Here is a 15,481-nt window from a genome sequence, read left to right on the forward strand (position 1 = left end):
ACCGATCCCAAGGGGCGCGCCGGACTGTTTCCTGCGCGCCCTTTCCTTTCCCGGTTACCGCATGTTGCGTTGGGCGAACTCCTCGACGAAGCGCTTCTTGTCGTCGAAGCTGGACCGGAGCACGCCCAGCGCATGGTCGATCGGGCCGACATGGTGCTGGGTCACGCCCAGATCGGCGGCGCGCTTATAATCGTCGAGCGAAGGCAGGGACCCGTCGTCATGGGGGGCGAGGCCGACCATATATTCAAAGGGAAGCTTTTCCCGCCCGGCATCGCGCCGACCTTCCTCAATCAGCGCGATCTGACCGGCGACGTCCGACAATTTCGACGTCATCCCCATCCACCCGTCCGCTACCTTACCGGTGCGCCGCAGCGCCACCGGCGCCACCGATCCCATATAGATGGGAATGGGCCGCGCCGGACGCGGCTCTGCAAAGGTGGGCGGGAAATCGAAGAAGGTGCCATGATGTTCGGCGGGCTTGTCGCTCCATAGCTTGCGCAGGATCTCCATCATTTCCACCGTGCGGGGAACGCGGCTGCTCCAGTCGACGCCAGCCATGTCATATTCGTCGCGCATCCAGCCGGTGCCGACACCCATGACGAACCGGTCATCACTAAGGCGCGCGAGTGTCGCCGCCCCCTTGGCGACCAGGAAAGGATTGGTCCGATTGGCCAGAACCATGATGCACGAACCAAATTTCAACCGGCTCGTGCGGGCAAGCACTGCGCCGCCGAAGGCGAATATGTCGGGGAAGATGTAATCCATCGGCAAGGGCGCACGTTCATTGGGATCCTGCACGCCGGTTCCGGCTGGCATGAACCAGTGATCGTCGCCTAGCACGCCTTCAAAACCGAGTTGTTCCGCCATGATGGCCAGTTCCAGGCCCTGTTCAGGCGGCGTGTTGTGAATGTGCAGCCAGAACCGCATGGCATCTTCCTTTCAGTCAATTATCCCTAGACGAACAAAGGGGGCGGCCGACACTGTCGACCGCCCCCTTTTTAAGATTTTAGATGGCTTAGAACTTGAACACCAGTTCGCCGCCATAGGTGCGCGGCGCACCCGGAGCGGTGGAAAAAGCGGAACCGGATGCCTGGGCATAATAGTTGATATTGAATTTTTCGCCCGTGATGTTCTTCATCCAGAAGCGCAAGGTCAGATGCTCTGCAGCCGCCGGCGTGAAGGAGACCGAACCGTCGAGAAGGAGGTGAGCGGGTTCCTTGATGACGTTGTCAGCATCCCAGTTGAATTTGCTGGCCCAGTTGGCGTTCATATCGAATGTAAGCTCGCTATCGTCTGCAAGCTTATAGTCATAGCTGAACCCGCCGCTGAACTTCCATTTCGAGGCGTAGGGCATGTAATTGCCCGAAGCATCGACCACGATGGTATTCAAATTGCCGGGAGCAATCGGCAGGTTGGGAGTGAGCGCCTGACAGGTTGCCGCATTCACCTGCGGGTTGGGACAGTAGGAAGGCGCGTCCGGGAAGTCGCGGAACTTGGCGATCAGATATGTCCCGGCCACTCGAAGCGTCAGACCTTCGGCGGCGACGGCGGTCAGGTCGAACTCGGCGCCCTTGGTCCGGGCCGATCCTGCATTTTTCAGGAACACCAGGCCGTTGCGCTGCGCCTGCACCTGCGGGTTGCTCAGGTCGTTCCAGAACAGCGCGCCGTTCAAGCGGATACGACGGTCAGCCAGTTCTGTCTTGAAGCCAATTTCATAGGCATCAACCACTTCAGGCGACAGCGGCTCAGCCTGATCAAGCGGCAGAGTATTGAACGTGCCCGCCTTGTAACCGCGGCTGTAGTTGGCATAGACCATGATGTCTTCAGAGAATTTGTGGTCGATTGTAGCCTTCCACGTCAACTTCTTGAACGTCTTTCGGGCGACACCGCCGCCAGGCACATTGTCCACCGGCGTCTGGGCCCCTGCCACGATGGCATTCGCCGTCGCTGCATCGAAGACATTTCCGTTCTGCGCACCGAATGCCGCCGCGACCGCAGGCACGTTCTGAAGCAGGAACGGCAACTCCGGAATGAACAGTGTCGTGGTGCTGCCGCGGCCTGCCACCTTGTCGATCGTGTAGCGCAGGCCGCCGGTTATATTGGTGCTTTCGGTGATCGGGTATGTCAGCTGGCCGAAAGCGGCATAGGATTTGACGTTCTGCTCACCCCGTATGTTGACCGAGTCCACCAGCAGCGCCTCCATACCCGGACCGTAGATTGTGGTCGGGTCGAAGCCACCATCGGCGTTCAGATAATAGAGGCCAGCGATCCAGTTGACGGGCGAACCCGCCTTAGACTTCAGCTGGAACTCTTGGGAGAACTGGTTGTCGACAATGTTCAGGTCATAACGAGTCCAGTTATAGGGAGAGTAATTTCCCGCAGAAGCATATAGCTCCTTGTTTTTACGATAGGCGGTGATGCTGACGACATCGGCGAAGCCCATTTCATAGTCGACGCGGCCGGAGAAGCCATAGCCTTCCGAATCATCATATTGTTTCTGGGTCGCCCCGAGCGCAACGTCGTAGAAACCGAGCGGCGGCAGCACCTGCGACGGGATGGGGAAGTTCCCCGAATTGCCAAAGCCATTGTGCGCCGGATCAGGCGTTCCACCCTCCGTGCCAGGGAAAGGACGCGAGTAGATGCCGATCTGGCTCCAGCTATTCTGATAATAGCCGATCAGCTTGACCGATAGGCCGTCGGCGGGCTCCCACAGGATCTTGCCCCGCGTGCTGAAGCTGCGGCTCTTCCAGTAATCGTCATTGCTGGGCAGATAGCCGAGCGACGTGTCGAAGGGATCGACCAAGGTTCGGTTCTTGCCCCAACCCTTGTCCTGATTATGATAGCTGACGGAAACATTGGCCGCCAGAGTATCCGTAACCGGCAGGTTCAGATAAAATTTGGCATCCATTGTCTCGTAATTGGCATAACCAAGTCGTGCTTCGAGTTCAGCATTCTGACTCGGATCCTTGGTGTAGATCGAGATCACACCACCAGACGCGTTACGACCGAACAATGTGCCCTGAGGGCCCTTGAGCACTTCGACGCGTTCGACGCTGGCGAGATCAAAGAAAGGCACTGACGCGCGGACGAAGTAAACATCGTCAATATATACCGGCACGCTCGCTTCGTTGCCCGCGGTCGTGACCGGGTTGCCGATGCCACGAATGAAGGTCGTGACCGTACCCGTCGCCTGTCCGATTTGCAGGGCCGGGTCGACGCGGTTGAGTTCCTGAACGGTCGAAATGCCGGCGGACGTCAGCTGATCACCGGAAACCGCCGTCACGGACAGCGGCGTATCCTGAACATTCTGCGATCGTTTCTGCGCAGTGACGACGATGTCCTGAAGCTGGTTTTCCTGCGCACTGGCCATGCCACTGAACAGAGTCGAACCACCGATAGCCGCACAAGACACCAGCAGAGCCAAACGTGACTTACGCACTGAACCTATCGAAAAAATGGATGTCCGAAGCATTCGCATCCTCCCCTTTTGCAATTGTTGATTCCGAATTCAACACGGCCCCGGATTTTCCTGTGGGCTCGTCCACTGTTGAAGCCTATCGTATGCCTGCAAACCTATAACGGGACCGCATCGGCGCCGCAAGAAGCGAAACTAACCTCTTGCGCGGTTACGGGAAATGCGCGGCACAAATATCACACTTCAGTAATTTTCGCTTTCCCACCATGGGAAAAAGCTGGGCATGTCGCTCGATACCTTGTCAGGGAAATCGGGCGATCGCTTCTCCAGAAAGCTTTGCACGCCCTCCCGAACATCCGCCGCCCGCGCGCGGGCATAAATGCCACGGCTCTCGATCCGATGCGCCGCCATCGGATGCGCCATGTCGAAGGAACGCCACAGCATCTGCCGGGTGAGCGCAACCGACACGGGCGCCGTGTTCGCTGCGATGTCCTGGGCCAGAGCTGTCGCAGCGGGGAGCAGATCCTGCGGTTCGTGCAGCGATCGGACGAGCCCGGCGGCCTTCGCCTCCTCCGCGGAAAAGGTCGCGCCCGTCAGCGTCCATTCCAGCGCCTGCGCCAGCCCCACGATGCGCGGCAGGAACCAGCTGGACGCCGATTCCGGCACGATTCCCCGGCGCGTGAAAGGCAGAGTGAATTTTGCGCTGGTCGAAGCAAGGCGGAAATCTGCCGCCAGCGCCATCGTCACGCCCATGCCGGCGGCCGGGCCGTTGAAGGCCACGATCACGGGCTTAAGACAGTCATAAAGACGCAGCGTGATCAACCCGCCGAAATCGCGCGTGGCGGGATCCGTCCAGTCGACCTCGGCAGGCGCTTCGTCCGTCGGTCGCGCTGACGACAGGGACGACTGGCCCGGCGAAAGATCGGCGCCCGCGCAGAAGGCGCGGCCAGCGCCCGTCAGGATCACGGCGCGGATATCATCGTCCGCATCGACGCGGTCGAACATCGCCACGAGATCCTGCGCCATGGGCCGGGTGAAGGCATTGAGCTTGTCGGCACGATCGAAAGTGATCGTGGCGACATGATCCTGCACCTCAAACCGAAAATGCTCGGGAACGTCCATGCTCCACCCCTCTGCGATGACAGGAGCGCCGGGGCGAGCGGCGCGGGACGCCGTTTGCCCCGGGCTTTGGGATCAGGCGTCGACCAGCGCGCCGATCTCGACATTGGCGAGGCCTTCCTCGCCCGTTTCCTCGCACCGCACCCGGCACATATTCTCGACATTGAGATAGACTTTGGAGCCGGGCTTTTGCGAATGCAGCGGCAGGCGCGCAAAGGCGTTGCCGACGTCAGCGACCAGGGTGAATTTCTCCCCGCTGAGCGTGGTCGCGCGATAGATCACCTTGTCAGGCATGCCGTCGGGGCCTTCGCCGACATGTTCGATGTCCAGCGCCTTCACCACCTCATTGCCTTCCGGCCGAGCGATATAGCCTTCGGAGGTCTGGCTTTCCGGGCGGATGACATTGCGCACGCGGAACAAGTGGAAGCCCATGTCCTTGAAATTAAAGAAGGTCCAGTTGTGACTGAGCGTCATCTGATCGTTGCGCATGCCCCAGCTATGATCGCGATAGCCCGAACCATCGACGTCGATAGACGTGCCGGCCCACTCACCTGACTTGAAGGTGACATTGCCGGTCGCGTTCATGCACTGGCCCTGATGCCGGAAGGAGTTTCGCTCGAACGCGGTATTTTCCGACACCGAGAACCAGTCCGGATTGACGTCCGCGCAGGCCTGGAAATCGAACAGGTGCATGCGGCGCGTGAAGTTGAGCACCGCTGAGACATTCTCATCCTCGAACTCGACGCGAAATTCAGCCTGGGGCTTCAGGAAGTGCAGCGCCAGATTGCCGTAGTGCAGTTCCTTCTGATGCTCGAAGGGCGAGGGCATCGGCACTTCCTTGCCGCTGATCAGCTTCTTGCCCTTGTGCAAGACCGTGAAGGAGGCGAAGGCCCGGTCATAGGTCGGTTCGGCGGTACAATGGGCGAGGCAGGAAATATCCCGCTCCGGATCCATGAAGACCCAGAAGTAATTTTCCTTCCAGCGCAGCCACGCGCGCGTCGGAACGGTGTGGGGATAATCCTCATGTAACAGCATCAACGCTCTCCTGCCAGAAACACCTGGCGCTTTGCGGCATTTCGTATGATAACATATAGTACATTTGCAACCTGTTTCGGACACACCGTGACATTCTCGACGTCCATGCTCTGGTACCCGGGTTGCATGCCGCCAAGGAGCCCCAAGAGACGATGAAGACGACTGGGAAAAAGATGGACAAGAAAACGGACGGCGACGCCGACAACCGGCCCGTGGTCCGGCCATTCCGCTTCGGCTTTCTTGTCCATGATGTTTCGCGCATGCGCCGGACCTTGTTCGACGATGCGATGCGTTCCCGTGGCGTCACGCGCTCTCAATGGTCGGTTCTTGCCACGCTTTCACGCGTCGGCCGGGACGGCATGATGCAGGTCGACATTTCCCGCCATATGGACGTGGGCAAGGTGACGATCGGTGGATTGATCGACCGGCTGGAAGCGGCGGGATATGTTGAACGCCGCATGGACGCTGATGACCGCCGCGCCCGCCGCGTCTTCATCACGCAGAAGGGCTTCGACGTGATCGGGGACATGCAGAAAGTCGGCAACAAGCTCAACCGTTCGATCCTGGCTGGCGTTTCGCCCGAGCATCAGCGCATCACCGAAGACACGCTGGCGCTGGTGAAAGCCAATATCCGCCAGTTGCTCGGCAACGACTAGGCGGGCGCGGACAGACCTTCCGCGCTTTCCAGTGCCTGCGCGAGCCGGCTGAGGAAATCGCCGGCGGGACCGCCATCGATCACACGGTGGTCGACGGTCAGCGAAAGGCCCATGACCGGGCGCACGACCAGCGTCTGCCCGTCCTCGCCGACCCACGGCTTGGGCGCGATCCGGCCAAGTCCGATGATCGCCTGCTGGGGATAGGTCAGGATCGGCGTGAAATGTTCGACGCGGGTCAGGCCCAGATTGGTGAGCGTGATGGTGGCGCCGGTCAGCTCCGCAATGGTCAGCTTGTTGATGCGAGCCCGCGCGACCAGATCCGCGCGCTTTTCGGCGATCTCTGGCAGCGTCAGCCGTTCGACGTTGAAGATCGCCGGCGCCACCAGCGCGCCCGGCAAAGCAATGGCGCAACCGACATGATATTCGTCATGCAATTCGACGCCCGCCGGGGTTTCGACCGCGTTGAAGATCGGAAAGTCAGGCAGGACCAGCGACACCGCCTTCGCGATCAGATCCTCATAGCCGATCTTGATGCCAGCGGCTTTCCAGGAATCCCGCGCGGCCGCCAGCTTGCTGGCGTCGATGTCGCAGAAGAAACTGAGCTGCGCGGTCTTTTCCAGACTTTCTGTCATTTTCTGCGCGATAATCGCACGAATGCCCGCAAATTTGAGCGTGTCGGTAACCGCCACTCGTCCCCTCCCATGCCGAAGATATCATTTGCATATATATCATATTGCAGCGTATCAATAGGCCTTCGCGATCACAGGCGCGAACCCATGCCGAAGGATGCAGCAGGTCAGTCATGACGGATCAGGGCCGCTTTTGCACGCTTGCCTTTGCCGATGGGATCGCCACCGTCACCATCAACCGTACCGACCGGATGAATTCGTTGCATCCAGCCGCGCACCATGAATTGAACGACCTGTTTGACCGGTTGCCGGCGATGCAGGAGGTGCGCGCCGTCATCATCACCGGCGCGGGCGATCGGGCCTTTTGTTCGGGCTATGACCTGAAGGACAATCTGGAAACCGGCGTCATGGAAATCGGCGAGGCTGGCTTTGCCGGCTTCAACGGGCGCGCGGCCTATCCGCTGCCGGTCATTGCCGCCGTCAACGGCATGGCATTGGGCGGGGGTTTCGAACTCGCGCTCGCCTGCGACTTCATCATCGCTTCCACCAACGCGACCTTCGGCCTGCCCGAACCCAAGGTCGGCTGGGCCGCTGCCGGCGGCGGCATCCAACGCCTGCCCCGTTCGGTGGGCATGAAGCGGGCAATGGACATCATTCTGACCGCGCGGACCGTGGGTGCGCAGGAAGCCTTCGCCATCGGCCTGGCGAGCGAGGTCGTGGCGCCCGAGGAACTGATGCCGACTGCGCGGCGCTGGGCGGAACAGATCGTGGCCTGCGCGCCGATCGCCATTCGCTGTTCAAAGGAAATCGCCTATGGCTCGTTCGATCTGCCGGACCTCGCCTCCGCGCTCGACATGCGCCATTTTCCAACTCTGCAAGAAGTGATGGACAGCGAGGACGCGGTAGAAGGCAAGCGGGCCTTTGTCGAACGACGGCCGCCGCAATGGACGAACAAATAGAATGACCGAAGAAGCAGGAGAGGCACAATGATGACGAATCGCGATCAGGCTCTGGCCTTCATCGAGCTTTGGAGTCGCCGCGACCTGGATGCAATCCTGGCGGCCATGACGGACGACTGCTTCTATCATAATATCCCCTGGCCGCCGCTGGTCGGGCGCGATGCGATCCGCGAGGGGCTGGCGATGTTCGTGGGCGATGCCGAAGCGATCGACTGGCGCGTCCTTCATGCCGCTGAAACGCCCGACGGCGCGGTGCTGACGGAACGGCTCGACCGTTTTCTCATCAAGGGCCAGTGGATCGAAATGCCGGTCATGGGCACGTTTGAACTGCGCGATGGCCTGATCGCCCGCTGGCGCGACTATTTCGATGCGGCCCAGTTTCAGCAGGCGATGGCGGCGTTGGCATGAGCAAGGCATTGCAGTCCCTGAGTAAAGCATATAGTACGCTTACGGACCAATCGGTAGCGGACTAAGTGAGGGACAATATGACGATCGGCGTCGGAATCATCGGCGTAGCGCCGGGGCGCAGCTGGGCCGCCCTGTCCCACATTCCCGCGCTTCGGGCTCTTCCCGACTATGAGATTCGCGCGCTCAGCACGACTCGACAGGAAAGCGCGTCGGCCGCGGCTGCGGAATTCGGCGTGGCGAAGGCCTATGACAATCATCAGGCCCTGGTTAACGACCCGGACGTCGATCTGGTCGTGGTGGCGGTGAAGGTCCCCCATCATCTCGAACTCGTCACCGCCGCGATCGAGGCGGGCAAGCATGTCTATTGCGAATGGCCGCTGGGCAATGGCCTGGCCGAAGCCGAGCGCATGGCCGCCCTCGCCCGGGAAAAGGGCGTGATCGGCGCCGTCGGCCTGCAGGCCTGCTCCGCCCCCAGCTTCAACTATGTGCGCGACCTGATCGCCGAGGGCTATGTCGGCACGGTGCTGTCGACCACGCTGGTCGGTTCAGGCATGAACTGGGGCGCGTTCATCGACCAGCCCAACGCCTATACGGCGGACAAGGCAAATGGCGCGACCTTGCTGACGATTCCCTTCGGCCACACCATCGACGCGGTGGCGATGTGCCTGGGCGAGTTCACGTCGCTGACCGCCACGCTCGCCAACCGGCGCGACAGCTTCACCCTGGTTCCCGATGGCAAGCAGATGCCGATGACGGCCGAGGATCAGATGACGGTCACAGGCACGCTGGAAGGCGGCGCGATCGCCGCTGTCCATTATCGCGGCGGCGTTTCGCGCGGCACCAATTTCCGCTGGGAAATCAACGGCACGGAAGGCGATATCGTCGCCACCGCCGATGCCGGCCATGCCCAGATGTTCCCACTGACCCTGTTCGGCGGCCGCGACGGTGATCAGGCCGTGGCGCCGCTGGCGGTGCCGGCCAAATATAAGTGGGCGCCCGACGTACCACCGTTCGCGGAAAATGTGGCGCAGGCCTATGTTCGCCTCGCCAATGACCTGCGCGATGGCACGTCGACATGCCCCACTTTCGAGCATGCGGTGAAGCGGCATCGCCTGATCGACGCCATTGAAAAATCTGCAGCCAGCGGAACCCGCGTCACGCTTTAGGTGACCGGCAACGCTTTAATATCCAAGTCAATTATCAAGAGCGAGGAACGAAAGATGAGTTTTCTTGAAGGGAGGGTGGCCATTGTCACCGGCGGTGGTCGTGGCGTCGGCCGCACCTACGCACTCAAGCTGGCCGAACATGGCGCGAAGGTCGTCGTCAACGACCTGGGCGGCGACGCAGCAGGCGGCGGCGCCGACCTGACGCCGGCGCAGGAAGTCGTCGAGGAAATCAAGTCGCGCGGCGGTGAAGCCATCGTGAATGGCGGCGACGTTTCCAACTGGGAAAACGCCAAGGCGATGGTCGATCAGGCCGTCGACACCTTCGGTCGTCTCGACATCCTCGTCAACAATGCCGGCATCCTGCGTGACCGCATGCTCGTCAACATGAGCGAGGATGAATGGGACATCGTCGTCAAGGTGCATCTGAAGGGCACGTTCGCGCCGACCCACCACGCCGCCAATTACTGGCGCACGGAAAGCAAGGCCGGCCGTCAGCCTGACGCCCGCGTCATCAACACGACGTCGCACTCGGCGCTCTATGCCAATATCGGCCAGGCCAACTATGCCGCGGCCAAGGGCGGCATCGCCAGCTTCAGCCAGGTCGCCGCGCGCGAGCTGCAGCGCATCGGCGTCACCGTGAACGCCATCGCGCCGCGCGCCGAAACCCGCATGACCGCTGGTCTGCGCGAATGGACGCCGGAGCAGCTGGAACGCCGCGATCCGGAATGGATTGCCGGCTTCGTCGCCTGGCTGGCCAGCCCAGAAGCCCGCGCCGTGAGCGGCCGCGTGTTCGAAGTGTGGGGCTACGGCATTACCGTCGCGGAAAGCTGGCAGCATGGCCCGAGCTGCGAAGCGTCGAAGGATCCCACGGTCCTGGGTGAACGCGTCGCCAAGATCCTGAAGTTCGCCCGGTCCAACGCCGGCATCAATCCGGGTGAATGGCTCGATCCCTGATCGAATACATCTGATGGCATCAGGGAAGGTCGCTCGATCGCGCCTTCCCTGATCCCTCCCACAGCGCGGTGGCACCTGATCCGTGCCGCCGCTTTGTTTGTAGAAAGCCTCCTCCCATGTCCATTGATGCCCTGTTTGCGCCTCTGACCATCGGCACGCTCGAGATCCCGAACCGGATCATCATGGCGCCGCTGACGCGTGCGCGTGCCGATGAAAATCATGTCCCGACCAGCCTGCAGGCGGAATATTATGCCCAGCGCGCCGACGCGGGGCTGATCATTTCGGAAGCCACCGCCGTCGATCCGCTCGGCATGGGTTGGTATCGCGCGCCTGGCATCTGGTCGGACGAGATGGTGCATGGCTGGAAGGGCGTGACCGACGCCGTCCATGCAAAGGGTGGCCGCATCTATGCGCAGCTCTGGCACATGGGCCGCCTGGTGCTGCCCGATTATATCGGTGGCCAACTCCCCCTCGGCCCGTCCCCCATCGCCGGTGAAGGCGAAACCTTCGCGCCACGGCCGGCGGGCGACACCAGCCATTTCCTGCCGATGAAGCCCTATGTCGTGCCGCGCGAGATGACGCAGGCCGATATTGATCAGGTGATCGAAGCCTATCGCGCGGGCGCGCGCAACGCGAAGGCGGCCGGCTTCGACGGCGCAGAAATTCATGGCGCGAACGGCTACATCATCGACCAGTTCCTGCAATCCAAGACCAATCAGCGCACCGACGGCTATGGCGGCAGCGTCGAAAACCGCGTCCGCTTCCTCAAGGAAATCATCGAGGCGGTGGTCGCGGAGATCGATCCCAGCCGCGTCGGATTGCGCGTTAGCCCCACCAGCGAACGCAAGGGCATGGGCGATGCCAACCCGGCGGCGCTAACCGAAGCCATCGGAAAGCTGGCGCAGCACTATGGCTTAGCCTACATCCACCTGATCGAGCCGATCGCGTCGGGCTTTATGGAAAAGCCCGACTATCCCGTCATGGACCATCTGCGTGGCGTGTTCAAAGGCACGATCATCCAGAATGGCAGCTTCGACGCTGAAACGGCAGGCGAGTATATCGCCAGCGGCAAGGCGGAGGCGATCTCCTTCGGCCGTCCCTATATCGCCAATCCCGACCTCGTCACCCGCTTCCGCGAGGGCAAGCCGCTCGCCCAGGCGAATTTCGACTTTGCCTATGTGGGCGAGGCTACGGGTTACACCGATTATCCCACTTATAAGGATGACCAGGGTTAAAGTGCCTGATTTGGCTGAGGCCTGTTCTTGCGTCCGAACTGTGCGTCGCAATCTGATCAGCACAGTTTCTCCCTAGTCCACAAAAGAGGCAGGTTTCGGCCTGCCCCTTTTTGTGGAGTGAAAGCGGGCTGACCCGCCGGCCTGTCAGACGCCGAGCAAGCCGAACGCATCATGATCCAGCGCAGCGGTAGCCGCACGGACCGTATTGGCGGTGTTGATCGCCTCGGGCTGCCAGATCCCGCTATTATTGAGCCAGGTTACGACCGGATAGAAAGTCGCGCACCGATAAATGAACCAGGCTTCCTCGAACGAAGGCACGTCCTGCGCGCCATAAGCCGCCAGCCGCGTCAGATAATGCGACAGCAGCGCGCGCTCCCATTTCCGCCGGTCGGCCACGTCGATGGCGCACAGCATGAAATAGGAAATGCCGATCGGCCAATGTTCCGGCCGGGCAACCCAGTCTATGAGGCCAGGCTTGCCCGACGCCGTGACGTAGAGATTTCCGAGATGCTCGTCGCCATGAACGACGACCATCGCCGTCTGCGGCAGTAACGCCCAAAGGTTCGTCCAGGCTTTCTGCGCCTTGTCGAGATTTTGGAAGGCGTTGGGCAGTGCCCTGCCCCGGGGCAGGTCGACATAGGACTGCCAATTTTTCGGATCGAAGAAGGTCGGAAAATAGACGTCGTTCACCAGCCGCCGGTTTTCCTCTGCCAGCGTACCGGGGCCCATCACCCCGCCTTCGGCAAACATCGGGCTGTTCCAGCAGCTGGCGTGCATCTTGGCAAAGGCGTCCATGAACCCCATGGCTTGGCCCAGGCCCAGCGTGTGAAACGCATCGAAGAAGATCGCGCCGCTGGGCGTCAGATCCTCCATCAGGATCGCCGAAGCTTCTTCGCCCACCGAGATATGGTGCCATTTAGGCCCTTCGGGCGCGGCGACCAGCGGGGCTATGTCGCGGATGGAGCGCAGCTCATTCGCCATCGCCCATGCGGAGCCCGTCGAGGGATCATTTTCACCGGGAAAGTTGCCCTTGACGATGAAGGTACGGGGGCGATCGTTGCCGTCGGCCACATAGTCGACCTCGATACGGAACTTATTCTGCTTATAGCCGAAAATGGGTCCCGGGCGAACGTCCTTCACCTCGACATCGGGCCACGTCCCACGCAACGCTTCCGTCACCCAGCGGGCATTCACATCCTGATAGCGTAGCGGCACGTTCACCCCTTCAGACACGCCTCTCTCCTTTTGTCCATTGTCGAATCGACCGCTTACCGTATGCTGGCATCCTAGAAAATCGCAAGGATCGGAGCGGATGAGATCGGCAATCTTCATTGGTGCGGGCAAGCCTTTGGCGATCGAGGACCGCGCCATACCGCATCCCTCCGCCCATCAGGCGCTGATCCGGGTGGAACGCTGCGGCATTTGCGGATCTGATCTCCACATGACCAGCGGCAGCCCCTTCGATGTTCCCTGCGGAACCGCGCTTGGACATGAATATGCCGGTGTGGTGGTCGAGCGGGGCACCGACGTGGTTGACATCAAGGTCGGGGATCGCGTGACGGCCCTGCCGATCGCCGGCTGCGGCCAATGTCCGGCCTGCCTTGAGGACATGCCGCTGCATTGCACTTCCATGGAATCGCTGGCGGGCGGCTATAGCGAATATACGTTGATCGATACCCGCAAGGCGATCCGCCTGCCCGACCAGTTGACGTTCGAGGACGGGGCCCTCGTCGAGCCTCTCGCATCGGGCCTCCGCGGCGTCCGGCGATTGCCGGATCTGCCGCGGGCGCGCGTCGCGATCATCGGCGCCGGCGCCATTGGCGGTGCGGCTGCCTTCTGGGCGCGGCAATTGGGCGCCGGGCCGATCGCCATGGTCGCGCGCAGCAGGCGCAACGAAGCGCTGGCCGCCGCGATGGGCGCGGACGCTTTCCTGACGGTGGGCGAGGACCTGTCCGAAAATCTCGTCCGCGAGTTAGGCGGCATGCCCGATATTGTGATCGAGGCGGCGGGCGCGGCGGGCACGATCCAGCAGGCGATCGAACTGGTTCGCCTGGGCGGCACCGTGCTGTCGCTGGGGGGCTGCATCCATGCGGACCCGATCCTGCCTGCGGTTGCGATGTACAAGGATATCCTGCTGCGCTTCAGCGTCGCCTATGGCTCGGCCGAGTTCCGCCAGAGCGTCGAGATCATGGCGAGCGGTGCGGTGCAGCCCCGGGCCATGATCGGTGGAACGATCGACCTCGATGCTCTGCCCGACCAGTTTGAAGCCATGCGCACTGGCTCCCATCCGGCCAAGCTGATGGTAAGCCCGCACGGAACGTGACTGTCGCCACGTTCCGCTCATCTTATGCGGATTGGGGCTCCATGAGAGCCATGATCGGGGCGAGGAAGCCCGCCATCATCGAATGGCCGACATGGCCCAGCTTCAATTCGTCGAGCTTGCCCGTTTCAAAGCAGTTGGTGGTCAGCTGGCTGGCGGTCAGGTTGCGCAGGTGCCCCCAGATCTGGAAGAAGCGGATCCGCGCATCACTCAGTTCGGGTCCGCCCGCTGCCCGATAGATGCTCATGAATTCGTCCCAGTCGAGCGAGCGGCCTACCGTATTGCGGACATAGCCGACATCATCAGCTGGATCGCCTATATGCGCGAACTCCCAATCGACCACGGCGCTCAGCCTGCCATCATCGACGATGAAATTGTGGAAGCCGATGTCTCCATGCAGCAGCACCGGCCGACCCGGCGCGTCAGGAATATTGTCAAGGACCCAGCCATAGAGCGCCAGGGTGGCGGGTGACGGCACCGCCATCTCCCGCAGATAGATGTCGCGGATCGACTGGATATAACGCCGCGTGACTTCCTTGAGCGGCAGGTCCCAAAGCTCCGGCGCAATCGCTTCGGTAAGGGCACCAAGCTCACGCAGCGGCGGCAGCGAATGGAGCTGGGCCACGCTGTTCGCCAGCAGTTCGACCAGCGACCGGTCCACCTTGCCCGACGCTCCATGCACATCGCCGCCTGTCGTGCCCGGCGCGCGCGTCATGATGATGAAGTCGCCACCGGGCAGAAGCGCGTGGCTGGTGTCCACCCACAGTGCCTCGGGCGCCGGGAAGCCATGGTCGAAGGCCGCCCGGATAACCGGGAACTCACGCGAGACGCGGTGGCAGTCATTGTCGACCGTCGGTTCGTCCCGGTCGCGGCGCATGACGAATTCGCCATTGAATTTGTCACCTTCGACCGCGAACATGATCGTTTCCTTGCCGAATCCACCGGGCAGGACACGACAGGAAACAATCTTGATCGTTTCGTCGGAAAAACGATCGACCAGATAGCGCTGCAACCTTTCGGGGGTTACTTCGGTATCCTCAACCACATCTGGCGGCAGCAGGTCACCGCACAATTCGTTCACGCGCTTGAGTTCGGTCTGTCCCGTTTCAAATACAATTTTCAGGCGGGTTTCGGCCGGCAAACGGGGATCCCCGGCGATGCGCTCGACCAGTGCCGACCAGTCGCGCATGACGTCCCGATACACGGCTTCACGTTCGGCAGCCGTTGGAGCCGGCTGCGCCAATTGCGCCTTGAGCGCTTCGGTATTCTTGCCCAGGTCAGGCGCCAATCGGGAAAGCGACAGGCTGCTCGTCAGATCCGCCAACTGGGTCGAAAGGCGCGCATGCCAGTTCGAAAAGAGATCAGCCTCCAGCGTCTCGCGCGATTCAAGGATGTTGAGCGATGCAAGAATCGCCTCCTGATCGGACGCATACACCACGTTCGGGCCGAACAGCCGACGCGCTGTCTGATTGAGGGAACGCAAAAGACGGGCGGACGTAGACAAGAAACCTCTCCTATTCAGCTATCGGCATTCACCTTGCCGTTGTCGAGCAGATCGGCGCAGCCGCGCGGATGCTGAATGTCA

General features: G+C 61.4%; 14 protein-coding genes. 7 read left to right on the forward strand and 7 right to left on the reverse strand.

The features are described from left to right. Positions 1 to 54 precede the first annotated feature (54 nt). The 4 genes from K663_RS17095 to K663_RS17110 all read right to left on the reverse strand — a co-directional run bounded on the left by K663_RS17095 (position 55) and on the right by K663_RS17110 (position 5,569). Complete coding sequence (locus K663_RS17095) at positions 55 to 927, reverse strand: TIGR03619 family F420-dependent LLM class oxidoreductase (protein ID WP_062121265.1); 873 nt, start codon at positions 925 to 927, stop codon at positions 55 to 57. A gap of 88 nt (positions 928 to 1,015) precedes the next feature. Further along, on the reverse strand, positions 1,016 to 3,439 hold the full coding sequence (locus tag K663_RS17100; protein WP_158511209.1) for a TonB-dependent receptor: 2,424 nt from the start codon (positions 3,437 to 3,439) through the stop codon (positions 1,016 to 1,018). A 219-nt stretch (positions 3,440 to 3,658) separates the two neighbouring features. Continuing rightward, the gene (locus K663_RS17105) at positions 3,659 to 4,537 is read right to left on the reverse strand and encodes a crotonase/enoyl-CoA hydratase family protein (protein ID WP_062121267.1); all 879 of its coding nucleotides are present in this window, start codon (positions 4,535 to 4,537) and stop codon (positions 3,659 to 3,661) included. 72 nt (positions 4,538 to 4,609) lie between these two features. Further along, positions 4,610 to 5,569, reverse strand: a complete 960-nt coding sequence (locus K663_RS17110; protein ID WP_062121268.1) for a hypothetical protein — start codon at positions 5,567 to 5,569, stop codon at positions 4,610 to 4,612. Between the two features lie 152 nt (positions 5,570 to 5,721). Between K663_RS17110 and K663_RS17115 the strand changes: the two genes are divergently transcribed. Next, on the forward strand, positions 5,722 to 6,225 hold the full coding sequence (locus K663_RS17115) for a MarR family winged helix-turn-helix transcriptional regulator (protein WP_063619092.1): 504 nt from the start codon (positions 5,722 to 5,724) through the stop codon (positions 6,223 to 6,225). Here K663_RS17115 and K663_RS17120 read toward each other — a convergent pair. Continuing rightward, a complete protein-coding gene (locus tag K663_RS17120) occupies positions 6,222 to 6,914 on the reverse strand; it encodes a 2-oxo acid dehydrogenase subunit E2 (protein WP_062121270.1) in 693 nt (230 codons plus the stop codon). The two genes, K663_RS17115 and K663_RS17120, sit on opposite strands and share 4 nt — an antisense overlap. Before the next feature lie 113 nt (positions 6,915 to 7,027). On the opposite strand from K663_RS17120, the gene K663_RS17125 reads away from it, so the two are divergent. From K663_RS17125 to K663_RS17145, 5 genes are all read left to right on the forward strand, one after another. After that, positions 7,028 to 7,813, forward strand: coding sequence for an enoyl-CoA hydratase-related protein (locus tag K663_RS17125; RefSeq protein WP_062121271.1), 786 nt, complete (start codon positions 7,028 to 7,030; stop codon positions 7,811 to 7,813). 27 nt (positions 7,814 to 7,840) lie between these two features. Next, the gene (locus tag K663_RS17130) at positions 7,841 to 8,221 is read left to right on the forward strand and encodes a limonene-1,2-epoxide hydrolase family protein (protein WP_062121272.1); all 381 of its coding nucleotides are present in this window, start codon (positions 7,841 to 7,843) and stop codon (positions 8,219 to 8,221) included. A 77-nt stretch (positions 8,222 to 8,298) separates the two neighbouring features. Beyond that, on the forward strand, positions 8,299 to 9,387 hold the full coding sequence (locus tag K663_RS17135) for a Gfo/Idh/MocA family protein (RefSeq protein WP_062121273.1): 1,089 nt from the start codon (positions 8,299 to 8,301) through the stop codon (positions 9,385 to 9,387). 54 nt (positions 9,388 to 9,441) lie between these two features. Next, entirely contained in the window at positions 9,442 to 10,341 is a 900-nt protein-coding gene (locus K663_RS17140) for an SDR family NAD(P)-dependent oxidoreductase (RefSeq protein WP_062121274.1), read from the forward strand. Between the two features lie 116 nt (positions 10,342 to 10,457). Then, complete coding sequence (locus tag K663_RS17145; RefSeq protein WP_062121275.1) at positions 10,458 to 11,576, forward strand: alkene reductase; 1,119 nt, start codon at positions 10,458 to 10,460, stop codon at positions 11,574 to 11,576. A 144-nt stretch (positions 11,577 to 11,720) separates the two neighbouring features. Here K663_RS17145 and K663_RS17150 read toward each other — a convergent pair whose 3' ends face one another. Beyond that, the gene (locus K663_RS17150; protein WP_158511210.1) at positions 11,721 to 12,809 is read right to left on the reverse strand and encodes a phosphotransferase; all 1,089 of its coding nucleotides are present in this window, start codon (positions 12,807 to 12,809) and stop codon (positions 11,721 to 11,723) included. A 79-nt stretch (positions 12,810 to 12,888) separates the two neighbouring features. Here K663_RS17150 and K663_RS17155 point away from each other — a divergent pair, with 79 nt between their 5' ends. After that, entirely contained in the window at positions 12,889 to 13,899 is a 1,011-nt protein-coding gene (locus K663_RS17155) for a zinc-dependent alcohol dehydrogenase (protein WP_062121277.1), read from the forward strand. A 22-nt stretch (positions 13,900 to 13,921) separates the two neighbouring features. Here K663_RS17155 and K663_RS17160 read toward each other — a convergent pair whose 3' ends face one another. After that, positions 13,922 to 15,400, reverse strand: coding sequence for a phosphotransferase family protein (locus K663_RS17160; protein WP_145902356.1), 1,479 nt, complete (start codon positions 15,398 to 15,400; stop codon positions 13,922 to 13,924). Positions 15,401 to 15,481: the final 81 nt, after the last annotated feature.

Origin of the sequence: Sphingobium sp. MI1205, from assembly GCF_001563285.1 — a bacterium.
In the GTDB taxonomy this organism is placed as follows: Bacteria; Pseudomonadota; Alphaproteobacteria; order Sphingomonadales; family Sphingomonadaceae; genus Sphingobium.

What these genes read in the sequence shown, in the direction of transcription:
- K663_RS17105 (WP_062121267.1), bottom strand. Translation starts at nt 4,537, where the DNA reads ATGGACGTTCCCGAGCATTTTCGGTTTGAGGTGCAGGATCATGTCGCC.
- K663_RS17140 (WP_062121274.1), top strand. Translation starts at nt 9,442, where the DNA reads ATGAGTTTTCTTGAAGGGAGGGTGGCCATTGTCACCGGCGGTGGTCGT.
- K663_RS17095 (WP_062121265.1), bottom strand. Translation starts at nt 927, where the DNA reads ATGCGGTTCTGGCTGCACATTCACAACACGCCGCCTGAACAGGGCCTG.
- K663_RS17130 (WP_062121272.1), top strand. Translation starts at nt 7,841, where the DNA reads ATGATGACGAATCGCGATCAGGCTCTGGCCTTCATCGAGCTTTGGAGT.
- K663_RS17145 (WP_062121275.1), top strand. Translation starts at nt 10,458, where the DNA reads ATGTCCATTGATGCCCTGTTTGCGCCTCTGACCATCGGCACGCTCGAG.
- K663_RS17135 (WP_062121273.1), top strand. Translation starts at nt 8,299, where the DNA reads ATGACGATCGGCGTCGGAATCATCGGCGTAGCGCCGGGGCGCAGCTGG.
- K663_RS17125 (WP_062121271.1), top strand. Translation starts at nt 7,028, where the DNA reads ATGACGGATCAGGGCCGCTTTTGCACGCTTGCCTTTGCCGATGGGATC.
- K663_RS17115 (WP_063619092.1), top strand. Translation starts at nt 5,722, where the DNA reads ATGAAGACGACTGGGAAAAAGATGGACAAGAAAACGGACGGCGACGCC.
- K663_RS17110 (WP_062121268.1), bottom strand. Translation starts at nt 5,569, where the DNA reads ATGCTGTTACATGAGGATTATCCCCACACCGTTCCGACGCGCGCGTGG.
- K663_RS17155 (WP_062121277.1), top strand. Translation starts at nt 12,889, where the DNA reads ATGAGATCGGCAATCTTCATTGGTGCGGGCAAGCCTTTGGCGATCGAG.